This window comes from Streptomyces sp. NPDC006140 (genome assembly GCF_040628815.1).
Taxonomy (GTDB): domain Bacteria; phylum Actinomycetota; class Actinomycetes; order Streptomycetales; family Streptomycetaceae; genus Streptomyces.
Window position 1 is genome coordinate 596,055 of record NZ_JBEXTS010000003.1, and the last position, 22,015, is coordinate 618,069.

Sequence of the window (22,015 nt, forward strand, 5' to 3'; positions counted from 1 at the left end):
GTGGTCGGACCACTATGAGTTCCAGACGCGGAAATGTGGTGCCGCGGGGTGTTCTGGCGGGGGAGTGGTCTGATAAGTATGCGGGCATCTGCTGGAACACCGGTCGATGGGAGCACCCTGAGATGCCCGGAAGCACAGTGCGGAAGCGGAACACATCCCGGATCGTCGGCGCGGTGGCCCTGGCCGTCGGTGCCGGTCTCGTGCTCGCCGGGTGCGGCAGCACCGAGGACACCGGCGCCTCGGGTGCCGGCGGGGGCGACGGCACGGGCAAGGTGGGGGTCGTCCTGCCCCTGCTGACCTCGCCGTTCTGGCAGTCGTACAACGACTACGTGCCGAAGATGGCGAAGTCCGAGGGGGTGGACGCGATGAAGACCGTCAACTCCAACAGCGACCCCTCGCAGCAGATCACCGACATCAACAACCAGCTCAACCAGGGCGTCAAGGGCCTGGTCGTCGCCCCGCTGGACAGCGCCGCCATCGAGGCGGGCCTCGACCAGGCCGAACGCAAGGGCGTGCCGGTGGTCGCCGTGGACGTGGCGCCCGACAAGGGCAAGGTCGCGATGGTGGTCCGGGCGAACAACGTGGCCTACGGCGAGAAGGCCTGCCAGTACCTCGGCGAGCACATCACCTCGGGCAAGGTCGTGCAGATCATGGGCGACCTCGCCTCGGTCAACGGCCGTGACCGCTCCGAGGCGTTCCGCGCCTGCGTGAAGAAGAACTTCCCGAAGCTGAAGGTCCTGGAGATCCCCGCCAAGTGGGAGTCCGACACCGCGGCCTCGAAACTCGACACCCTCCTCAACGCCAACCCCGACATCAAGGGCATCTACATGCAGGCGGGCGGCGTCTACCTGGCGCCCACCCTGCAGACCCTCAAGTCCAAGGGCATGCTGAAGAAGGCCGGGCAGCCGGGCCACATCACGATCGTCTCCAACGACGGCATCCCGCAGGAGTTCGACGCCATCCGCAAGGGCGAGATCGACGCGACCGTCTCCCAGCCCGCCGACGCCTACGCCAAGTACGGCATGTACTACATCAAGGCGGCGATGCAGGGGAAGACGTTCAAGCCCGGCCCGACCGACCACGACTCGACCATCGTCAAGCTGCCCAGCGGCATCCTGGAGGACCAGCTGCCCGCGCCGCTGGTGACCAAGGACAACGTCGACGACCCCAAGCTCTGGGGCAACACGGTCGAATGAGTACCGCACTGGTCGAAGCCCGGGGCATCGTCAAGCGCTACGGCCCCACCACCGCCCTCGCCGACGGCAGGCTCACCGTCCTGCCGGGCGAGTCCCACGCCCTCGTCGGCCGCAACGGCGCGGGCAAGTCGACCCTGGTCAGGATCCTCACCGGGCTCCAGGCGCCCGACGAGGGCACCGTCCGCTTCGACGGCGAGCCCGCACCGCCGCTCGCCGACCGGGACGCCTGGCGCCGCAAGGTCGCCTGCGTCTACCAGCACCCGACGGTCGTGCCCGAACTGACCGTCGCCGAGAACCTGTTCATCAACCGGCAGCCGCTCCGCCGCGGCTTCATCAGCTGGCGCCGGCTGAAGGCGGAAGCCGCCGCGCTCCTCGACACCTGGGACGTGCGCGTCGACCCCGACGCCCGCACCGCCGACCTCAAGGTCGAGGACCGGCAGATGGTGGAGATCGCCCGGGCCCTCAGCTTCGGCGCCCGCTTCATCGTTCTCGACGAACCCACCGCCCAGCTCGACAACCGGGAGATCGAGCGCCTGTTCACGCGCATGCGGGCGCTGCAGGACTCGGGCGTCACCTTCCTGTTCATCTCCCACCACCTCCAAGAGGTGTACGAGGTCTGCCAGACCGTCACGGTCCTGCGCGACGCCCGCTGGATCACCACCGCCCCGGTCGCCGACCTCCCGCGCAGGGCCCTGGTGGAGGCCATGGCGGGGGAGACCGTCGCCGAACAGGCCGAGCGGCAGCGGACCGCCGAGGCGACGGGCCCCGTCCTCCTCGACGTCCACGGGCTCGGCTCGACGGCGTACGAGAACGTCGACCTCACCGTCCGCAGGGGCGAGGTCGTCGGACTCGCCGGGTCCAGCGCCAGCGGCAAGATCGAGCTGGCCGAGACGTTCACCGGACTGCACACCCCGACGAGCGGGACGGTCCTCCTCGACGGCGCGCCCCTGCCGTTCGGCGACGTCCGCGAGGCCCTGGAGGCCGGGGTCGGCTTCGTGCCCCGCGACCGGCACGACCAGGGCCTGGTCTTCGGCATGTCCATCGGCGACAACGCCACCCTGAGCGTCCTGGGACGGCTGGGCCGCTTCGGTTTCGTCGGCGCCGACCGCAAGCGCGCGACAGCCACCGCCCTGATCGAACGGCTCGACATCCACGCCGAGGGCCCCGAGCAGCCCGTCTCCGACCTGTCCGGCGGCAACGCGCAGAAGGTCGTCATGGCCCGCGCCCTCGCCTCCGACCCCCGGCTCCTGGTCCTCGTCAACCCGACCGCCGGCGTCGACGTGAAGTCCAAGGAGTCCCTGCTCGCCCGCGTCGACAGCGCCCGCGAGGACGGCACCGCCGTGCTCGTCGTCTCCGACGAACTCGACGACCTCAGGCGCTGCGACCGGGTCCTCGTCCTCTTCCACGGCCGGGTCGTCGCCGAGCACCGGGCGGGCTGGCGCGACCACGAGCTCATCGCCTCCATCGAAGGAGTGGACCATGGCTGACACCAAGGCCCCGCCGGTGAAGCAGGTGCGCGCGTCCGACACCGGGTCGGCGAGGACCGTACTGGTGCGCCGGGCCCGCGAACTCGCCCTCGTACCGGCCCTGTTGCTGCTCATGGTGCTCGGCGCGATCGTCAACGACTCGTTCCTCACCGAGCGCAACCTGATCTCGATCCTCGGCGCCTCCGCCGCCCTCGCGATGGTGGTGCTCGCCGAGTCGCTCGTGCTGATCACCGGCAAGTTCGACCTGTCCCTCGAATCGGTCGTCGGCATCGCGCCCGCCGTCGGCGCGCTGCTCGTGCTGCCCGCCGCCCAGTCCGGCTGGGGCACCGAACTCCCCGCCGCCCTCGCTCTCCTGGCCGTCCTGGTCGCGGGCGCGGCCGTCGGCGCCTTCAACGGCGTCCTCGTCGTGAAGTTCAAGCTCAACGCGTTCATCGTCACGCTCGCGATGCTGATCGTGCTGCGCGGCCTGCTGGTCGGCGCGACCAAGGGCAAGACGCTGTTCGGCATGCCCGACAGCTTCTACTCCCTGGCGACCACCACCTTCCTCACCGTGCCGCTGTCGGTGTGGCTGGCCGCGCTCGCCTTCGCCGTCGCCGGGCTGGTCCTGAAGTACCACCGGGTGGGGCGCGCCCTGTACGCCATCGGCGGCAACGCCGACGCGGCCCGGGCCGCGGGCATCCGCGTGGAGCGCGTCATGCTCGGCGTGTTCGTCGTCGCGGGCGTCCTCGCCGCGGTCGGCGGCATCATGCAGACCGGCTACGTCGGCGCGATCAGCGCCAACCAGGGCCAGAACATGATCTTCACGGTGTTCGCGGCCGCGGTGATCGGCGGCATCGCCCTCGACGGCGGCAAGGGCACCATGTTCGGCGCTCTGACCGGCGTACTCCTTCTGGGCGTCGTACAGAACCTCCTCACCCTCGCGCAGGTGCCGTCGTTCTGGATCCAGGCCATCTACGGAGGGATCATCCTGGTCGCCCTCATGATCGCCCGGGTGACGACCGGCCGCGCCCAGGACTGACCCCGCCCCTCGCCCCGACCGACGAAAGGCCCCCCGTGTCCCCGACGCCCGCCCGCATCACCGCGGTCGACACCCACGACATCCGCTTCCCCACCTCGCGCGAGCTCGACGGCTCCGACGCGATGAACCCGGACCCCGACTACTCGGCGGCCTACGTCGTCCTGCGTACCGACGCGGCCGACGGGCACGAGGGGCACGGGTTCGCCTTCACCATCGGGCGGGGCAACGAGGTCCAGGTCGCCGCGATCGACGCGCTGCGCGGACACCTCCTCGGCCGCGACCTGGCCGAGCTGTGCGCCGACCCGTCCGGCCTGAACCGTGACCTGATCGGCGACAGCCAGCTGCGCTGGCTCGGGCCCGAGAAGGGCGTGATGCACATGGCGATCGGCGCCGTCGTCAACGCCGTGTGGGACCTCGCCGCCAAGCGCGCCGGCCTGCCGCTGTGGCGGCTGCTCGCCGAGGCCGAGCCCGAATGGCTCGTCCGCCAGATCGACTTCCGCTACCTCACCGACGCCCTCACCCCCGAGGAGGCCCTGACCCTCCTGCGCCGGGGCCGGCAGGGCGCGAAGGAGCGCACGGCCCGGCTCCTGGAGCGCGGCTACCCCGCCTACACCACCTCGCCCGGCTGGCTCGGCTACGACGACGAGAAACTCACCCGGCTCGCCGCCGAGGCCGTCGCCGACGGCTTCACCCAGATCAAGCTCAAGGTGGGCGCCGACCTCGACGACGACATCCGCCGCTGCCGCGTGGCCCGTTCGGTCATCGGCCCGGACATCCGCATGGCCGTCGACGCCAACCAGCGCTGGGACGTGGCCGAGGCGGTCCGCTGGACCAAGGCCCTCGCCGAGTTCGACCCGTACTGGATCGAGGAACCCACCAGCCCCGACGACATCCTCGGCCACGCGGCGATCCGCCGGGCCGTCGCCCCCGTGAAGGTCGCCACCGGCGAGCACGTCCACAACCGGATCGTCTTCAAGCAGCTCCTCCAGGCCGGCGCGCTCGACGTCGTGCAGATCGACGCGGCCCGCGTCGGCGGCGTCCCCGAGAACCTCGCGATCCTGCTGCTCGCGGCCAAGTTCGGCGTGCCCGTGTGCCCGCACGCGGGCGGCGTCGGCCTGTGCGAACTCGTCCAGCACCTGTCGATGTTCGACTACGTGGCCCTGACCGGAACCACCGAGGACCGCGTCATCGAATACGTCGACCATCTGCACGACCACTTCCTCGACCCGGTGGTGATCCGGCAGGGTCACTACACGGCACCCACCGCGCCGGGCTTCTCGGCCGCCATGCGGCCCGAGTCGCTGGCGCGCTACACGTACCCGGGCGGCGAGTTCTGGGCCGCCGACCTCGACGCGACGAAGAAGGGGCACGCTGCATGAGCGACTTCGAGGGGCTCAGGGCCCTGGTGACGGGCGGTGCCTCCGGCATCGGCCGGGCCACCGCGGACCTCCTGGCCGAGCGCGGCGCCCAGGTCGCCGTCCTCGACCTGGACCCGTCCCCGGTCGACAAGCCACTCCTCGGCCACCGCGCGGACGTCACCGACGACGCGTCCGTCCGCGCGGCCGTGGCGGCCGCGGTCGCGGACCTCGGCGGTCTCGACATCCTGGTCAACAACGCGGGCATCGGCGCCCAGGGCACCGTCGAGGACAACCCCGACGACGAGTGGCACCGCGTCTACGACGTCAACGTCGTCGGCATGGTCCGCACCACCCGCGCCTGCCTGCCCCACCTGCGCGCCTCCGCGCACGCCGCGATCGTCAACACCTGCTCCATCGCCGCCACCGCGGGCCTGCCGCAGCGCGCCCTGTACAGCGCCACCAAGGGCGCCGTGTACTCCCTGACCCTCGCCATGGCCGCCGACCACGTCCGCGAGGGCATCCGCGTCAACTGCGTCAACCCCGGCACGGTCGACACCCCGTGGGTCGGCCGCCTCCTCGACGCCGCCCCCGACCCGGCCGCCGAACGCGCCGCCCTGGAGGCCCGCCAGCCCACCGGCCGGCTGGTCTCGGCGGCCGAGGTCGCGGGCGCCGTCGCCTACCTGGCGAGCCCCCTGTCCGGTGCCACCACGGGCACCGCGCTCTCCGTCGACGGCGGCATGCAGGGCCTGCGGCTGCGCCCGGTGGCCCGGTGAACCGGCTCGGCGGCAGCGGCGTCGAGGTCAGCGCCCTGTCCTTCGGAGCGGCCGCGATCGGCAACCTGTACACCGAGGTCGGCGAGGATCAGGCCCGCGACGCCGTCGAGGCCGCCTGGCAGCGGGGCGTCCGCTACTTCGACACCGCCCCGCACTACGGCCTCGGCCTGTCCGAACGCCGCCTCGGCGCCGCCCTGCGCGACCACCCCCGCGACCGGTACACGATCTCCACCAAGGTGGGCCGCCGCCTCGAACCCGCCGACGGCACCGGCGACGACCTGGCCCACGGCTTCGCCGTACCGGCCACCCACCGGCGCGTGTGGGACTTCAGCGCCGACGGCATCCGCCGCACCCTGGAGTCCAGCCTGGAACGCCTCGGCCTCGACCGGGTGGACGTCGTCTACCTCCACGACCCCGACGAGCATGCCGAAGCGGCCTTCCGGGAGGGCTACCCGGCCCTGGAGAAGCTCCGCTCGGAGGGCGTGGTCGGCGCGATCGGCGCCGGCATGAACCAGTCGGAGATGCTCACCCGCTTCGTCCGCGACACCGACGTCGACGTGGTGCTGTGCGCCGGCCGCTACACCCTGCTCGACCAGAGCGCCCTCACCGACCTGCTGCCCGCGGCCCACGAACGCGGCACGTCCGTCGTCATCGGCGGCGCCTTCAACTCCGGCCTGCTGGCCAACCCCGAGCCGGGCGCCCGCTACAACTACAGCATCGCCCCCTCCGAGCTGGTCCAGCGGGCCCTGCGGCTGAAGTCCGTCGCCGACCGCCACGGCACCACGCTGCGCGCCGCCGCCCTGGCCTTCTGCGCCGCCCACCCGGCCGTCGCCAGCGTCCTCGTCGGAGCGCGCTCCGCGCACGAGGTCCGCGACTGCGCCCACCAGTTCGCCGCCCGGGTGCCGGACGCCTTCTGGCAGGACCTGCGCGCCAGGGGCCTGCTGCCCGCCGACGCCCCCGTCCCCGCCGAGGCCTCCTCGAAGGAGCTCTCATGAGAGTCGCCCTGCACACCAAGGTCCGCGCCGACCGCGTCGCCGCGTACGAGGCCGCCCACCGCGAGGTCCCCGAGGAGCTCACCGACGCCATCCGCGCCGCCGGCGCCACCGCCTGGACGATCTGGCGCAGCGGAACCGACCTGTTCCACGTCCTGGAGTGCGAGGACTACGCCCGCCTCCTCGCCGAACTGGAGAAACTGCCGGTCAACGTCGCCTGGCAGGCCCGCATGGCCGAACTGCTCGACGTCGTGCACGACTACTCCGACGAGGGCGCGGACGCCGGCCTGCCCGTCGTCTGGGAGATGCCGGCATGACCGTGATCGACGCCCACCACCACGTGTGGGACCTGTCCGTCCGGGACCAGGACTGGATCACCGGACCCGAACTCGCCCCGCTCCGGCGCGACTTCACCCTGACGGACCTCGAACCCGAGGCGAGGGCCGCCGGAGTGGGCCGCACGGTCCTCGTCCAGACGATCACCGTGCCCGAGGAGACCCCCGAGTTCCTGGCCCTGGCCGACGAGCACGACCTCGTCGCGGGCGTCGTCGGCTGGACCGACCTCACCCGCCCCGACGTCGCCGACGAACTCGCCCGGCTGCGGGAACTCCCCGGCGGCCGCCACCTCAAGGGCATCCGCCACCAGGTCCAGGGCGAGCCCGACCCCGAGTGGCTGCTGCGCCCGGACGTACGCCGGGGACTGGCCGCGGTCGCGGACGCCGGGCTCGTCTACGACTTCGTGGTCCTGCCCCGCCACCTGCCCGCCTGCGTCAGGGTGGCCCAGGAACTGCCCGGCCTCACCTTCGTCCTCGACCACCTCGGCAAACCGCCCATCGCCTCCGGCGCCCTCGAACCCTGGGCGTCCGGCCTGCGCGCCCTGGCCGCCCTGCCCAACACGGTCGGCAAGCTCTCCGGCCTGGCCACCGAGGCCGACCACGCCTCCTGGACCGTCGAGGACCTGCGCCCGTACGCCGACGTGGCGCTGGAGGCGTTCGGGCCGGACCGGCTGATGTACGGCTCGGACTGGCCGGTGTGCACCCTGGCGGGTACCTACGGCGGCATCCTCGACGCCGCGCGCCGGCTGACCGCCCCGCCCGACCACGCGCAGATCTTCGAGACCACCGCCGCCCGCGTCTACGGCCTGTGAACCGGCTCCGCCAGCCTGGTCGGCGGCAGGTACTCCCGCACGTACGTCCGCTCCCAGCACGCGCCCGTCTCCCGCAGCTCGCGCCACGTCGTGTAGCGGTAGCGGAACAGGCGGGCGCGCACGTACCGCGGCGGCTCGTCCGGCGGGAACGGTGAGCGCCGCAGCAGCTTCAGCGTGTCCCGGTCGTTCTCCAGCAACCGCTCCACCAGCGCGCCGAACCAGGACCCGGCGTAGGCGGGGGAGAGGGCCGCGAACCACATCATCCAGTCGAGCCGCAGGTGGTAGGGCGCGAACTGGCGCGGCCAGCGCCGGGGATCGCCCGGCTTGCCCTTGAACTCGTACTCCCGCCAGTCCGAGTCCTCCCGCGGCGCGTCGTCCGACGTGCCCTCGACCACCACCTCGTACCGCACCCGGCTCACGCTGCCGAACGCCCCGTACGTGTTGACCAGGTGCAGCGGGTCGAACGAGCGGTTCATCACCTGGCGGCGGGAGAGCATGTTGCGCACCGGCCGGTAGCTGAGGCCCGCCAGCAGTGCCGACACGGCGAGCACGAGCACGACGTACCACAGCGGCGCGTCCGGCACGTCCGGCGGATCGGCCGGGAACCGCACCGCCGACAGCGCCAGCACGATCGTGATCCAGTTCAGCCAGGAGAAGTTGCCCGACAGCACCAGCCACAGCTGGGTGACGATCATCAGCGACGCGGCGGCCGTCGCCACCGGCTGCGGGGCGAACAGCGCGAACGGCACCACGAGCTGGGTGAAGTGGTTCGCGGCCACCTCGACGCGGTGCAGCGGCCCGGGCAGACGGTGGAAGAACCAGCTCAGCGGACCCGGCATCGGCTGGGTCTCGTGATGGTGGTCCAGGCACGTCAGCTTCCGCCAGCACTCGTCGCCGCGCATCTTGATCAGCCCCGCGCCGAACTCCACCCGGAACAGGATCCAGCGCAGCAGGAACAGCACCACGAGCGGCGGCGCCACCTCGTCGTTGCCGAGGAACACGGCGAGGAAGCCGACCTCCAGCAGCAACGACTCCCAGCCGAACGAGTACCAGGTCTGCCCGACGTTCACGATCGACAGGTACAGCACCCACGGCACCAGCCACAGCAGCATGCCGCCCCACAGCGGCAGCAGCGAGTCCAGCCCGGCCAGCAGCGCCGCCGACACCGCGCAGCCCGCCCAGGCGCAGAGCGCGAAGAAGCGGTCCGAGTAGTGCAGTTGGAACAGGCTCGGCGCCCGTTTGAACGGCACCCGCTCGACGAACCGGGGCACCGGCAGCATGCCGCGCCGCCCGATCAGCGCACGGAACTGGAGCGCCGCCGTCAGGAACGCCACCAGGTACACGGCGGCCAGCGCCCGCTGGAAGACCAGCCGGGTCAGCCAGTAGTCGGACGCGGTGAACCAGTCCACGGCCGTGCGCTCCTTCCCGTGCGACGCCGGACCCCGGGGTCACGCTCCGTGTGCCACCGCTCCGGTTGCGTGACCCGAGTGAGCGAAGCAAACAATAGTGACGGATTGCCTGGATTGCCTGAGTGGTGACGAGGTGGGCGGGAGGACGAGGTGCGGACACCGACGGGGGCTGTCGTCACATCCTGCGCGCTCACGGCGGCGCTCCTCCTCGCGGGCTGCGGCGACGGCGACCGCGACGACGACGCGCGCACCGGCGGAGCGCTCGTCCTCCTGCCGGCCGCCGCCCGGGGGCCGGACCCCTTCACCGACTCCACGGCCACCACGACGGCTACCCCGCCTCCCGCCCCGCGAACGCCGCGGGCGGCGGACGGAGCCGTCCGGGTCCTCGCCGCCCTGAGCGGACTGCGCACCCTCTCCGGCGCGACACCCGGCCTGTACGCCGGCACCGAGCGGACGGGCAGCTGCGACATCGGCCGGCAGATCGGCCACCTCACCCGCGACCGGGCCAGGGCCCGCGCCTTCGCCCGGGTCGCGGGCGTCCCCCCGGCGGGCCTCGGCGACTACGTGCGCGCCCTGACGCCGGTCGTCCTGCGCGCCGACACCCGCGTCACCGGCCACGGCTACCGCGCCGGACGGGCCGGCGGCTACCAGTCCGTCCTCCAGGCGGGCACCGCGGTCCTGGTCGACGACCGGGGCGTCCCGCGCGTCCGCTGCGCCTGCGGCAACCCGCTGCTCCCGCCGGCGGCGATGCGCGGCACGCCGGTCACCCAGGGCACCCCCTGGCCCGGCTACCGCCCCGGCGCGGTGGTCGTCGTGACGCCCGCGCCGCAGGCGGTCACGGGCTTCACGATCGTCGATGTCATCGCCCGCGCCTGGATCGAACGGCGCACCGGGCACGACGTGCGGCACGACCGGGTCCTGCCCCCGCCGGTGTGGGCGACGGGAACCCCCGAGGCGTCCGCGCCCGCGTCCGTCGTCCCGGGCGGGCGGCCGGACACCCTGCCGCGTGCGCCGGACGCGTCCCCGGGCACGGGCCTGATCGGCGACTCGGCCCCGCTCCCGGCGGACCCGGCCGACCCGGCCCGGGACGACCCGCCCCCGGACGAACCGGCTCCGGAAGACCCCGGCGACCCGGCACCCGAGGACCCCGGCGACCCCGCGCCCGAGGACCCCGGCGACCCCGGCGAGGTCGGCCCGGACGCCGTGCCGGACAGCCCCGATCTGCCCGACGGTGCCGGACTGATTCCCGATGAACCGGCCTCCGACAGCATCTTCGGCAGCCCCACGGACGTCTTCAGTAACTGAGGGCCGCCCCGGACGGGTGGCTCGTACACTCGGCACATCCGGTCGAAGAATCGGACGAATCCTGGCAAGGTGGGCCCATGGCTGATCGGGGAGCGAGCGCCCTGTCCCTCCCGGACGACTGGCCCGCCCACCCGGACCCGATCCTCGCGCTCAACCGGATGGGCAGCTTCGACTGGGATCTGGACACCGGCCTGATGCAGATGGACGCGCAGGCCCACGAGGTCTTCGACGTGCGCCCCGACGAGTACGACGACCGCCCCGAGACCCTCTCCCGGCGCGTCCCGCCCGGCGAGGCCCGGCGCCTGGACACCGCCGTCTCCCAGGCCCTGAAGGACGGCAGCGAGAACTACGGCGCCTACTTCCGCATCCGCCGCCGCGACGGCACCCTGCGCTGGACCCACACCCAGGGCTACATCCGGCGCGACGAGACCGGCCGGCCCCGCCGCATCATCGGCATCGTCCGGGACGCCACCCAGGAACTCGTGGAGAGCGACGCCCGCCGCGACCAGGCCGACCGGGACGAGGCCCGCCGCGAGCAGACCAACGTCGTCGAACTCACCACGGCCGCCCTCGCCCACGCGCGCACCGTCCAGGACGTCATCGACGTCCTCAAGGACACCCACGGCCTCACCCACCTGGGCGCCACCAGCCTCGTCATGGGCCTGGTCGAGGCCGGCCGCATCCGCCTGGTCGCCGAGGGACCCGCGGGCAGCTTCGTCCCCGGCACGGACGTCACCCGGATCGACGACCCCTACCCGATGAGCGAGGCCGTACGGACCCTCGGCCCGTGCTTCATCGAGTCGCCCGAGGAGTTCGCCGAGCGCTACCCGATCCTGTGGCCGCACATCACCGACCTGAACATCACCTCGGCCGCCTACCTGCCGCTCATCGTCCAGGCCCGGCCGATCGGCGCGATGGGCCTGCTCTACAGCGACCGGCGCGGCTTCACCTCCGAGGAGCGCAACATCCTCGTCGCCCTCGGCAGCAGCATCGCGCAGAGCCTGCAGCGGGCCATGTTCTACGAGCAGGAGATGGACCTCGCGCAGGGCCTCCAGCAGGCCATGCTGCCCCGGACCATCCCGAGCGTGCCCGGCGCCGACGTCGCCGTCCGCTACCGTGCCGCCACCATCGGCGGCTCCGTCGGCCGGGACATCGGCGGCGACTGGTACGACCTGATCCCGCTGCCCGGCGGCCGGGTCGGCGCCGTCATCGGCGACGTCCAGGGCCACGACACCCACGCGGCCGCCGTCATGGGCCAGTTGCGCATCGTGCTGCGCGCCTACGCCGCCGAGGGACACACCCCGGCCACCGTCATGGCCCGCGCCTCCGTCTTCCTGCACGAACTCGACACCGACCGCTCCGCCACCTGCCTCTACGCCGAGGCCGACCTGTCCACGGGCGTGCTCCAGATGGTCCGGGCCGGCCACATCGATCCGCTCGTGCGGCGCCCCGACGGCTCCTGCCGCCGCGTCACCGTCCCGGGCGGCCTGCCGCTCGGCCTGTCCGCCGAGTTCGGCCGCCTCGACTACCCGGTGGGCACCATGGAGCTCGACCCCGGCGACACCCTGCTGCTGTGCACCGACGGCCTCGTCGAGCAGCCAGGCGCCGACCTCGACGACGGCATGCGCACCCTCACCGCGCTCGTCGACACCGGCCCCGACGACGTACGGGACCTCGCCGACCGGCTCATCGACGTGGCCGCCGAGCGCGGCGGCGACGACGACGTGGCGCTGCTCCTGCTGCGCCGGCGCGGCCCGGACGGCCCGCAGTCCGGCCGCCGGCTCCAGCGGCACGTGGCCCCCGGCGACCCGGCGGCCCTCGCCGAGGCCCGGCACATGATCCGCACCGCGGTCGCCGCCTGGGGCGCCCGCGACCGCGCCGACGAGATCGAACTGGTCGCCGACGAACTGATCACCAACGCCCTGATGCACACCGAGGGCTCCGCGATCGTCACCCTGCGGGCGCTCACCGGCTCCGAGGTCCGGCTGCGCGTCGAGGTCGAGGACTCCTCCAGCGCCCTGCCGCGCCGCCGCGAGGCGGGCGACTCGGGCGTCTCCGGGCGGGGCCTGCTGTTGGTCGACCTGCTCACCGACGTGTGGGGCGTGGAGGCCCGGGGCGGCGGCAAGGCGGTGTGGTGCGAGTTCGTCGTACCGGACCCCGGCTGACCCCACGTGGCACTCTGGACGTATGCCGGAACTCCCCGAGGTCGAGGCGCTCAAGGACTTCCTCACCGAGCACCTCGTCGGCCACGAGATCGTACGGGTCCTGCCCGTGGCGATCAGCGTCCTGAAGACGTACGACCCGCCCCTGTCCGCGCTGGAGGGCCGCGAGGTCACCGCCGTACGCCGGTACGGCAAGTTCCTGGACCTCGCGACCGGCGGCGGCCCGCACTTCGTGACGCATCTGGCCCGCGCGGGCTGGCTGCACTGGAAGGACCGCCTCCCCGACGGCCCGCCCCGCCCCGGCAAGGGCCCCCTCGCGCTGCGCGTGGCCCTGGAGACCGGCGCGGGCTTCGACCTGACGGAGGCCGGCACGCAGAAGCGGCTCGCCGTGTACGTCGTCGGGGATCCGCAGGAGGTGCCGGGCGTCTCCCGGCTCGGCCCGGACCCGCTCGCCGACGACTTCGACGCAGCCCGCCTCGCGGAGCTGCTGGCCGGTGAACGGCGGCAGCTCAAGGGCGCGTTGCGCGACCAGAGCCTGATCGCGGGCGTGGGCAACGCCTACAGCGACGAGATCCTGCACGCGGCGAGGATGTCGCCCTTCAAGCTGGCCGCGTCGCTGAGCGAGGAGGAGACCGGGCGGCTGTACACGGCCCTGCGCGACACGCTCACCGAGGCGGTCGAGCGCTCCCGGGGCGTGGCGGCCGGGCGGCTGAAGGCCGAGAAGAAGAGCGGCCTGCGCGTCCACGGCCGCACCGGCGAGCCCTGCCCGGTGTGCGGCGACACCATCCGCGAGGTGTCCTTCAGCGACTCCTCGCTCCAGTACTGCCCGACCTGCCAGACGGGCGGCAAGCCGCTGGCGGACCGCAGGATGTCCCGCCTGCTGAAGTGACCCGGGCCCGCGTCACCGGGTCGGCGGCGTCCACTCGAACATCAGGATGGTCGCGTCGTCCCGCAGCCGGCTGGTGGGCGAGTCCAGGATGGAGTGGATGAGCCGCCGCAGCGTCTCGGGCGCCAGCTCGCCCGCCGCCGTCGCCCGGATGATGTAGTCGGCGAACTGTTCGAGGCCGAACTCACCGCCGTCGCTGCCCCGGGCCTCGGTCACCCCGTCGGTGTACATCAGCACCCGGTCGCCGGGCTTCAGCGCGATCTCGTGCGTCTGCCGCTGCCGCCCGGCGAGCAGGGACGGCAGCCCCATCGGCGGATCCGGCTCGCGCCGCATGGCGTCCACGTGGAGCCGCTGGTCGCGGATGAGCAGCGGCGGGGGATGCCCGCAGTTGCACCACCGCAGCATCCCGGAGGCCAGGTCCAGCTGGGCCAGGACGCCCGTGCAGAACTGGTCGGGGAGCCAGTGCGCCAGCGCGTCGTCGACGCACTCCACCAGCTCGGGCAGGTCCGCCCCGGTCCGCCGGGCGTTGCGGCAGGCGGCCAGTGACACGGCCGTGGTGAGCCCGGAGGCCAGGTCGTGCCCCATGGCGTCGAGGACCGCGGCGTGCAGGGTCGTCTCCGTCAGGGAGTGGTCGAAGGCGTCGCCGCCGATCTCGTAGGCCGGCTCCAGCACGGCCGTGGACACCACGTGCGCGGTGCCGATCGTGCGGGGCGGCAGGAAGGCCCGCAGCATCTCGGCGGGCAGCCGCATCGGTTCGGTGCGCGTGCGCCGGACGAAGGAGTCCTTGTACGCCCGCTTCGACGTGATCATCATGGCGAGCAGGGTGGCGAGGGCCCTGCCGCGGCGCAGCACGGCCGGGGTCAGCGCCGGGGAGTGCACGGAGAGCACGCCGAGCCGTTCAGCGCCGTCCAGGAGCGGGAACCAGGCCGTCATGCCGCCCGACTCCGACTCCTCCACGCGCAGCGACTGGGTGCGGTAGGTCCAGCCGGCGAGCGAGTCGTCGACGGGCAGGGGCGAGGCCACGTCGGTGAGCGGCACGAGCCGGCGCTGCTGGATGTCGGCCAGGTACACCACGGAGTGCTGGATCCCCACGGCCTTGGTGCAGCGGGCCACCGCCGTGGCCAGGTCCAGCGCCGAGCTCTCCGGATCGGCGAGGAACTCCTCCAGGCGACCGTCACCGGTCTCCGCCGTCGTCACCTCGTCTCCCCTCGCCGCGCAGCCCGGGTGTGTCGTCCAGCAGTCTCACACCGGGGCGCACGGGCCGCCCGGCGACAGGGGCGGACGGACGACACACACCCCTCAGGGCGACGGGAGCTTCACCAGGACCTCGCCGGCCGACGAGCGGATCTCGTAGCGGGCGATCTGGTCCGGGTGCAGGGAGGAGCTGGCCATCATCGTGTTCGGATGGGCGTCGTGACCGGGCCCGTGCCAGCTGGTGGCGGTCTCCTCGGTGCCGTCGCGGCCGATGATCACGAGGTGGCAGGCGCGGGGTCCGGCCGCGTCCTTCACCTGGAGTTCGAGCTGGCTGCCCGAGGCCTCGTCCTCCGTCGTGACCTGCGCCCACACGCCCGTGCGCGCGTCGGTCGCCGCGACCGTCAGGGCCTGCTCGCCGCTGCCCTGGGCCATCATCGCGACCCCGGGCGCCGACACCGCGAACGCCACCGAGGCCGCCAGGGCGAACAGCACGCGTCTGCGCCCGGCCCGGCGCCGGGTGGCCACTTCGGCCAGCAGCCGGTCCAGCATGCGCGGCCCGGGCTGCGCCATCGGGTGCACGAACCGCGGCGTCGCCCGCCGGTACAGCATCAACTGCCGTGTCGTCGGGCCGAATTCCGTCACCTCTGCAGCGCACCGAGGGCACTCCATGAGGTGGTCCTCGAAGCGGAAGGCCTCCGCCTCGTCCAGCACGCCGAGCGCGTAGGCGCCGACGTCGCGATGCCTTTCCAGGGACCTCATGCCGAATCCTCGTGCCGTTGGGTGCGGGTGGGGTTACTCCTTGCTCCCACCGGTACGGACCAGGCAGCGGAATCACTCAAGCCGGTGACACAATCGCAACCAAAGGATTCGGAGCCCTCCGGCCCGCGGATTGGTCCGGGGCCGCGGAAATCTAAAAAAGGTGGATCGCGAGGTGCCCCAGCGGCAGTCCGAGCTGCCAGGCGGGCGTCCAGACCTTCGGTCCCTCGTCCTCCCCGGCCACCGGAGCGCCGCCCGGCACCGCGTTCAGATCGGGTGCGAGCAGCTCCGTCTCCTGCAGCCAGCGCCAGGCCTCCTCCGCCAGCTCCAGGTCGGGTGCCGGCCCGCCCGACTCCGCGGCCGTCGCGGCGACCTCGGCGAGCCGCTCGCGCACCCACTCCTGCCACGGCTGGTCGTACGCGGTCAGCGACAGCCACGTCTCCAGCTGCGTGACGACCCGGATGCCCGACAGTTCCCCCTCGGTGTCGGAGAGGAAGATCGTCAGCGCCAGGGCGTCGCGCCCGGCGCGGAACTCGAAGGACGTCGGCGGCATCAGATCGCCGGTCCGCAGCAGCTCGTCGGCGATGTACTCGGCGTACAACCACGCCATGGGCACGGTCAGTTCTCCGCCGGAGCCGTCCGTGCTCTCCTGCCCTCTGTGCAGCATCCCTTCCTGCCTTCCTCCGGTACGTGCGCGTTGGCCGACACCGGGCTCCGGGGCGTTGTCGGCCCCATCCGGAACACGGATGAGAACAGCCGATTACTCAACCGGGGTCCTCAGCAAGGCGCTTTACGGAGGCTTGACTCACCCATTGGTTTCACCGCAGGTCGGCGGCGTATCCCGGAAGCACCCGGCGCAGGGCGCGCAGCGCGTAGTACGCGCGGGACTTCACGGTACCGGGCGGGATCCCGAGGGTCGCCGCGGCTTCCGCCACACTCGCCCCCTGGAAGTACACGAGCACCAGGACTTCACGGTGCTCCGGAGTGAGTGTCTTCACAGCCCGGCGGACGTCGAGCATCGCCGCGGCCCGCTCGGCGTGGTCGGAGCTGACCCGCGCGTTCTCCAGCACCGCGTCGCCGACCTCGGGCGGACGGGCCTGCCGGGCCCGCCGGGCGTCGATCGCGAGCCGCCGCCCGACGGTCATCAGCCAGGGGCGTACGGAGTCGAAGTCGTCGGCGCGCAGGGCCTCGGGGTGCTGCCAGGCGCGCACCAGCGTTTCCTGGACCAGGTCCTCCGCGCGCTGCCGGTCGCCGTCGCAGAGCCGGAGCAGCAGCGCGAAGAGGGGCCGGCCGTGCTCCCGCTGCAGTGCGGCGAGCTCGTGCTCGGCGGTCGTCCCGTTCGTGAGTGTGGATCCGGCCGTCATGGCCGTATGCCACCGCAGGGCGTGGCTGTGGCACAGGCCACGTACCCGGCTGTGCGGCGGACGGTCGATCGCGTCGACGAACGGTTCGACGAACGGTCGGGGCGCTCCACCGGGCGGGTGCCGGTCGGGCTGATGAGCGTGTCGGAGCCGCGTGGGGCGGCGTGGGCCTTCTTTCCTGTTTGTGTGTAAATACGACCACAACGCCCACCGTGGGGTGAATGGATGATCACACGCAGTCGACAGGTGGCCCTGGCCCTGACCGTCGTCCTCGCCGCAGGCGCCGCCTGCCAGGCCCGTGACCATGAACCGCCCGGCTCCGGGCGCCCGGCACCGTCCCCCGCCGAGCCCCGCGGCTTCACCCTGGTCGCCTCCGGCGACGTCCTCCCGCACGACTCGATCATCGACCGGGCCCGCTTCGACGCCGGAGGCACCGGCTACGACTTCCGGCCGATGCTCGCCGGGATCCGCTCCGTCGTCGACCGCGCCGACGTGGCCCTGTGCCACATGGAGACCGTCTACGGCGCGAACGGCCACTACACCGGCTACCCGGCCTTCAAGTCCCCGCCCGAGGTGGCCCCGGCCCTCGCCGCCACCGGCTACGACGGCTGCTCCACCGCCTCCAACCACACCCTGGACGACGGCGCCGACGGCATCCGCCGCACCCTGGACGCCCTCGACCGGGCGGGCGTACGGCACGCCGGCTCGGCACGCGCCGAGGAGGAGGCCCGCACGGTGACGATGCTCCAGGCGGGCCGGGCGCGGATCGCCCACCTCGCCTACACCTATGACACCAACGGCATCCCGTTCCCCGAGGGACAGCCCTGGGCCGTCAACCTCATCGACGAGGGCAGGATCCTGGCGGACGCCCGGGCCGCGCGGGAGACGGGCGCCGACGTGGTCGTCGTCTCCCTGCACTGGGGCACCGAATGGCAGGACGCCCCCGACGACCGGCAGCTGACCCTGGCCCGGAACCTCACCGCCGCCCGCACCGAGGGGCGTCCCGACATCGATCTGATCCTCGGCACGCACGCGCACGTCCCGCAGGCCTACGAGAAGGTCAACGGCACCTGGGTGATCTACGGCATGGGCGACCAGATCGCCGGTCTGATGACCAACCACCAGGGCGCCAAGGACCCGCGCGGCAACCAGTCCACCCTCGGCCGCTTCACCTTCGCCCCGCCCGCACGGCCGGGCGGCCGCTGGGAGGTGACGAAGGCGGAGTTCGTCCCGCAACTGTTCGACGTCGACGCCGGCCGGGTCGTCAACCTCAACCGGGCCCTCGCCCAGGGCGCCGACGTCCGGGCCGTACGCGACCGCATCCGGGACGTCGTCCTCAGCCGGGGCGCGGCGAAGGAGGGACTGGTGATGGGGGAGTAGGCCCGGAGCGCCGGCGGGTCAGCACCCAGCAGGCGCCGTCCCCCTCCGTTTACACCGGCCAAAGTCCCAGGTCCCGCTAAGGCACCACCGTCACCGGCCAGCGGCCCGCCTTCACCAGGCGTACCGCCACCGAGCCGACGATGCGGTGGCCCGCCTGCTCCGAGGCGCCCACGACCACCGCGTCCGCCTTGAGTTCGTCGGCCGCCTTCACCAGGCCGCTGTACGGGTCGCCGCGGAACGTGTGGAACTCCCAGCGGACCTCGAATATCCCCTTGAGCCGCTCCGCCGCGTCCCGGATCTGCGCCACCAGGTCCTCGGCGATCTCGTCGGTCGTCTCGGCCACCGGCGCCCCGAGCGCCGCCCCGGCCGCCAGCACGGGCTGCACGTACACCACGGCGAGCAGCGCGTGCTGCCGCCGGGCCAGACCACCGGCGTAGGCCGCGGCCCGCAGGGAGGAGTCGGAGCCGTCCACCCCGACCACGATCACCTTCGGCCCGTCCGTGCCCCGCTCGAACTGAGGGGAGTGCTGTTCCGTCACGGCGCGAGGTTATCGGAGGCGGCGGGCCCGGCAGCCGGGAGGGAGGTCGAGGCCGCACCTTGCCTCCGAGGGGAACGCCAACGCACCGCCCTCCGCGCCGTCATGGAGTTCATGGTGCTCAACTCGTCGGAAAAAGGGCACCCGACAGGCGGACGGCGGCCCGTCGCCACGAGAAGGGCCGCCGTCGCTGGCGGCGCTCGGCCTCGCCGGAGGGGACGGGACCGAGCCCGCCGACCCCTCCCCGGCCTGCCGGACCGGATCCGCGTCCGCCACCACACCTTCGGCCCCCGGCGCGCCGCCACTGACCCTTCTGCGTGAGCCGTTCGGGTGAAATCGTGCCGCCGCACCGGTGTTGCTCAGGTGCGTCGGCCCTCCGCCGGGCGACTGATGAGTCATGAAGAAGGATCAGTTGCTCACCCGACGCGCGGCGTTGCTCGCGGGCGCCGGCGCCGTGGGAGCGGCCGCCGCGGCCGGGGTGCTCACGGCGGTCACCGGGGACGTCCCCGCCGGCTCCGGCTCCGGCTCCGCCGCGGGCGCCCAGGCCCGCCGCGCCCGCAGTGCCTCCGCGTACCGCCTCCAGCCCCTGACCGGCTACGGCCCGCCGCACGCCGCGCCGCGCCGGACCCTGGTACGCAGCGAACCGCTGCTCCGCTTCTCCGGGCGGGGCCGCACCATGGTGCTGACCTTCGACGACGGCCCCGACCCCCGCTACACCCCGGACATCCTGGACACCCTGGCCGAGTACGACGTCCGCGCCATGTTCTTCGTGTGCGGCGAGATGGCCGCCGACAGCAGGGAACTGCTGGCCCGGATGGCCGACGAGGGTCATGTCGTCGGCAACCACACCTGGTCCCACCCGCTGCTCACCCGCCTCACCCGCCGGCAGATCCGCCGGGAGATGGAACGCACCAGCGACGTCATCGAGGAGGCCTGCGGGGAGCGCCCCGAGTGGTTCCGCGCGCCCTACGGTGCCTGGAACCGCGCCACGTTCCAGATCGGCGCCGAACTCGGCATGGAACCCCTCGCCTGGACGCTCGACACGCTCGACTGGACGACCCCGGGCACCCGGTCGATCGTGAGGCGGATCGAGAACGGCGCCGCTCCCGGCGTCGTGGTGCTCTCGCACGACGCCGGGGGCGACCGCTCGCAGAGCGTGCGGGCCCTGCGGCGCTACCTTCCCGGACTGCTGGACTCCGGCTACCGCGTCACCGTGCCCCGGCGGCACTACGCGTGACGGCCCGTTTCCGATGTGCCCCCCGCAAGCACCACGTTGCAGGCCGACCAGGCTGGTTGGCTCAGCAAGGGGCGGAAGCGGGTGAACAGGGCGAGGAGTTCGGATCCCCACTTCTCGCGGAAGGCCGGATCGATGCGGGCGAGGTCGAGTTCGTTGGCGGCGGACAGCTCGGCGAAGTCCCGGCGCAACTGCGGCTCCGGAATACGGGCATGACCCGTGAACCGGTCGTGGAAGGGGGCGTCGGCGTCCGCGAGCGCCGGATAGGTGGCCTTCCGGTCGCACGAGGCGTAGAGGTAAACGATGCCTTCGGCCTCGGCCCCGATCACCGCCGCGAGTTCGTCGCGGCGGTCCGGAGACAGCAGTGCGGCGGGGAAGCCGTCGGTGCCGTAGAACGCGTGGCACAGACCCGCAAGTTGCAGGGCGGGGCGTGCGTCCCACACGGCGAGTTGCTCTTGGACGCGCTGGACGTGCGCGAGGAGAGTACCGCCCGGATGGTCGATCTCCGCGGCGCCGAACTCGCGCAGAAGCGCGATCGCCCGACCGGAAGCGGCAGAGGAAGCAGGCACGGTGCGGGGTCCTTCCATCGCTCGCCTGGGCCCTGCACTGATCATCGTGGGTGGCGCCGACCCCAGTCAATCCTATTGATTGCGGGTTACACCCAAGCTGTAACAGCACGTGAAACGGTTGGAACGGGAGACCGGCGTGAGTCTGTGAGCCTGGAGTTCCAGACCGAGACCTCCAGCCGCAGTTGCTTCGACGCCCTGGCCGACGGCAACCTGGACCTCGCCTGGGTCACCATCGGCAGCCCGGTGCGCGGCATCGAGCAGCGCCCCCTCGTCGATCTGCCCTGGGTACTGGCCGTCCGGGCCGACGATCCGCTCGCACGCCGGACTCGCATCGACGTGGCCGGCCTGCCCGGCCGGCAGGTACCGGGCGACGACGGTCCCCTCCGTCTCCTCCCCATCTCCGACCTGCCGCCTCTCCCCGTGGCTTGGGCCGTGCGCCGGTGGGACGCCCTCAGCCCCCTCGCACGGCTCTTCGCCGACACCGTCGCCGGCAGTTGCAGTGAGAGGGCCGCCCGCGCACACCGAGAACGCCACGCCTGCCCGACCGGCGATGATCAGTAACGCACCTCGGTCAGGCGGGCGAAGGCAACGACGTTGCCGGCGTAGCCGTCCTGCTCGGAGAATCCGCCGCCGCAGGTGATGACCCGCAGCTCGGCGGCGCCCTTGGACGCGTAGACACGGTCGCCGGGGAAGTTGTCCTTCTCGAACACCTCGACGCCGTAGATCTCGAACACGGCGGTCTTTCCGTCCTGCCGGGCGACCTCGACGCGGTTCCCCTTCTTCAGCGCCCCGAGCCCGTAGAACACGGCGGGGCCCTGCTGGTTGTCGACATGGCCGACGACGACCGCCGTGCCCTTCTCGCCGGGTGTGACGGCACCGGTGAACCAGCCGGCCAGGTTCGGGTCCTCCGGCGGCGGTGCCCCCACCCAGCCGTCCGCGTCCAGGCCCACGGGGATGATCGGCGCGTCGACCTGGATGGCCGGGATCCGGACCCGGTCCGGCAGGGCGTAGGGCAGGGGCCGTACGGTGCCGGCGAAGGTGGCGGCGGGCACTCGGCTGTCCGCCGCGGCGGCCGTGGCCGGCTGCGGCGGACCCTCGTCGAACTCCCCCGAACCATTCCGAATGAGCGCGAGGCCGGTCAGCAGAACAAGCGCTATCACGCCCCACGGGGCACGCTTCTTCCGCCGCGCCTCCTCTTCCGCCTCGGCCAGCTCGGACGCAGACATTCGCTTTCCCCTCTCGACCCGGCCGTC

General features: G+C 72.8%; 21 protein-coding genes and 1 pseudogene. 14 read left to right on the forward strand and 8 right to left on the reverse strand.

Features of this window, described 5'->3' with window-relative positions:
* The first annotated feature begins 122 nt into the window (after positions 1 to 122).
* From ABZ386_RS12160 to ABZ386_RS12195, 8 genes are read left to right on the forward strand one after another with little or no spacing between them, the layout of a single operon-like run.
* Positions 123 to 1,196 carry a sugar ABC transporter substrate-binding protein gene (locus tag ABZ386_RS12160; RefSeq protein WP_351333368.1) on the forward strand — a complete coding sequence of 358 codons (1,074 nt, stop codon included), beginning with the start codon at positions 123 to 125 and terminating at the stop codon, positions 1,194 to 1,196.
* Positions 1,193 to 2,683: a sugar ABC transporter ATP-binding protein gene (locus ABZ386_RS12165; protein WP_351333366.1), complete on the forward strand. Its 1,491-nt coding sequence runs from the start codon at positions 1,193 to 1,195 to the stop codon at positions 2,681 to 2,683. The genes ABZ386_RS12160 and ABZ386_RS12165 overlap by 4 nt, the downstream gene beginning before the upstream one ends.
* Positions 2,676 to 3,701, forward strand: coding sequence for an ABC transporter permease (locus ABZ386_RS12170; protein ID WP_358964683.1), 1,026 nt, complete (start codon positions 2,676 to 2,678; stop codon positions 3,699 to 3,701). Before ABZ386_RS12165 ends, ABZ386_RS12170 begins: the two co-directional genes overlap by 8 nt.
* Before the next feature lie 35 nt (positions 3,702 to 3,736).
* Positions 3,737 to 5,080, forward strand: coding sequence for an L-fuconate dehydratase (locus ABZ386_RS12175; protein WP_356617747.1), 1,344 nt, complete (start codon positions 3,737 to 3,739; stop codon positions 5,078 to 5,080).
* Positions 5,077 to 5,832, forward strand: coding sequence for an SDR family oxidoreductase (locus ABZ386_RS12180; RefSeq protein WP_351333359.1), 756 nt, complete (start codon positions 5,077 to 5,079; stop codon positions 5,830 to 5,832). The genes ABZ386_RS12175 and ABZ386_RS12180 overlap by 4 nt, the downstream gene beginning before the upstream one ends.
* Positions 5,829 to 6,827 (forward strand): aldo/keto reductase, encoded by a 999-nt coding sequence (locus ABZ386_RS12185; RefSeq protein ID WP_356617745.1) that lies wholly within the window; start codon positions 5,829 to 5,831, stop codon positions 6,825 to 6,827. The genes ABZ386_RS12180 and ABZ386_RS12185 overlap by 4 nt, the downstream gene beginning before the upstream one ends.
* Entirely contained in the window at positions 6,824 to 7,141 is a 318-nt protein-coding gene (locus ABZ386_RS12190) for an L-rhamnose mutarotase (protein ID WP_358964684.1), read from the forward strand. Before ABZ386_RS12185 ends, ABZ386_RS12190 begins: the two co-directional genes overlap by 4 nt.
* Complete coding sequence (locus ABZ386_RS12195) at positions 7,138 to 7,971, forward strand: amidohydrolase family protein (protein ID WP_355727762.1); 834 nt, start codon at positions 7,138 to 7,140, stop codon at positions 7,969 to 7,971. Before ABZ386_RS12190 ends, ABZ386_RS12195 begins: the two co-directional genes overlap by 4 nt.
* Here ABZ386_RS12195 and ABZ386_RS12200 read toward each other — a convergent pair.
* Positions 7,959 to 9,380: a lipase maturation factor family protein gene (locus ABZ386_RS12200; RefSeq protein WP_355727764.1), complete on the reverse strand. Its 1,422-nt coding sequence runs from the start codon at positions 9,378 to 9,380 to the stop codon at positions 7,959 to 7,961. The genes ABZ386_RS12195 and ABZ386_RS12200 overlap by 13 nt on opposite strands.
* 150 nt (positions 9,381 to 9,530) lie before the next feature.
* Between ABZ386_RS12200 and ABZ386_RS12205 the strand changes: the two genes are divergently transcribed.
* From ABZ386_RS12205 to ABZ386_RS12215, 3 genes are all read left to right on the forward strand, one after another.
* Positions 9,531 to 10,685, forward strand: coding sequence for a DUF6777 domain-containing protein (locus tag ABZ386_RS12205; RefSeq protein WP_358964685.1), 1,155 nt, complete (start codon positions 9,531 to 9,533; stop codon positions 10,683 to 10,685).
* 77 nt (positions 10,686 to 10,762) lie between these two features.
* Positions 10,763 to 12,850, forward strand: coding sequence for a SpoIIE family protein phosphatase (locus ABZ386_RS12210; protein ID WP_351333347.1), 2,088 nt, complete (start codon positions 10,763 to 10,765; stop codon positions 12,848 to 12,850).
* A 22-nt stretch (positions 12,851 to 12,872) separates the two neighbouring features.
* On the forward strand, positions 12,873 to 13,736 hold the full coding sequence (locus ABZ386_RS12215) for a DNA-formamidopyrimidine glycosylase family protein (RefSeq protein WP_356675240.1): 864 nt from the start codon (positions 12,873 to 12,875) through the stop codon (positions 13,734 to 13,736).
* Between the two features lie 12 nt (positions 13,737 to 13,748).
* Here ABZ386_RS12215 and ABZ386_RS12220 read toward each other — a convergent pair whose 3' ends face one another.
* The 4 genes from ABZ386_RS12220 to ABZ386_RS12235 all read right to left on the reverse strand — a co-directional run bounded on the left by ABZ386_RS12220 (position 13,749) and on the right by ABZ386_RS12235 (position 17,047).
* Entirely contained in the window at positions 13,749 to 14,930 is a 1,182-nt protein-coding gene (locus ABZ386_RS12220) for a PP2C family protein-serine/threonine phosphatase (RefSeq protein ID WP_358964686.1), read from the reverse strand.
* A 102-nt stretch (positions 14,931 to 15,032) separates the two neighbouring features.
* On the reverse strand, positions 15,033 to 15,686 hold the full coding sequence (locus tag ABZ386_RS12225) for a zf-HC2 domain-containing protein (protein ID WP_351333339.1): 654 nt from the start codon (positions 15,684 to 15,686) through the stop codon (positions 15,033 to 15,035).
* A gap of 151 nt (positions 15,687 to 15,837) precedes the next feature.
* Positions 15,838 to 16,350 (reverse strand): hypothetical protein, encoded by a 513-nt coding sequence (locus ABZ386_RS12230; RefSeq protein ID WP_114256707.1) that lies wholly within the window; start codon positions 16,348 to 16,350, stop codon positions 15,838 to 15,840.
* A gap of 151 nt (positions 16,351 to 16,501) precedes the next feature.
* Entirely contained in the window at positions 16,502 to 17,047 is a 546-nt protein-coding gene (locus tag ABZ386_RS12235; protein WP_351333335.1) for a sigma-70 family RNA polymerase sigma factor, read from the reverse strand.
* 222 nt (positions 17,048 to 17,269) lie between these two features.
* Here ABZ386_RS12235 and ABZ386_RS12240 point away from each other — a divergent pair, with 222 nt between their 5' ends.
* Positions 17,270 to 18,424: a CapA family protein gene (locus tag ABZ386_RS12240; RefSeq protein ID WP_351333332.1), complete on the forward strand. Its 1,155-nt coding sequence runs from the start codon at positions 17,270 to 17,272 to the stop codon at positions 18,422 to 18,424.
* Between the two features lie 76 nt (positions 18,425 to 18,500).
* On the opposite strand, the gene ABZ386_RS12245 is transcribed toward ABZ386_RS12240, so the two are convergent.
* Entirely contained in the window at positions 18,501 to 18,962 is a 462-nt protein-coding gene (locus tag ABZ386_RS12245; protein WP_351333329.1) for a universal stress protein, read from the reverse strand.
* 394 nt (positions 18,963 to 19,356) lie between these two features.
* On the opposite strand from ABZ386_RS12245, the gene ABZ386_RS12250 reads away from it, so the two are divergent.
* On the forward strand, positions 19,357 to 20,196 hold the full coding sequence (locus ABZ386_RS12250) for a polysaccharide deacetylase family protein (protein ID WP_351333327.1): 840 nt from the start codon (positions 19,357 to 19,359) through the stop codon (positions 20,194 to 20,196).
* Here the strand turns inward: ABZ386_RS12250 and ABZ386_RS12255 are convergent.
* Positions 20,187 to 20,780: a DUF6817 domain-containing protein gene (locus tag ABZ386_RS12255; RefSeq protein WP_356502506.1), complete on the reverse strand. Its 594-nt coding sequence runs from the start codon at positions 20,778 to 20,780 to the stop codon at positions 20,187 to 20,189. The genes ABZ386_RS12250 and ABZ386_RS12255 overlap by 10 nt on opposite strands.
* A gap of 126 nt (positions 20,781 to 20,906) precedes the next feature.
* Here ABZ386_RS12255 and ABZ386_RS12260 point away from each other — a divergent pair.
* Positions 20,907 to 21,323: pseudogene (locus ABZ386_RS12260) on the forward strand (LysR substrate-binding domain-containing protein); the annotation flags it as partial.
* Here the strand turns inward: ABZ386_RS12260 and ABZ386_RS12265 are convergent.
* On the reverse strand, positions 21,317 to 21,988 hold the full coding sequence (locus ABZ386_RS12265) for a class F sortase (RefSeq protein ID WP_351333321.1): 672 nt from the start codon (positions 21,986 to 21,988) through the stop codon (positions 21,317 to 21,319). The pseudogene ABZ386_RS12260 and the gene ABZ386_RS12265 overlap by 7 nt on opposite strands.
* Positions 21,989 to 22,015 lie beyond the last annotated feature (27 nt).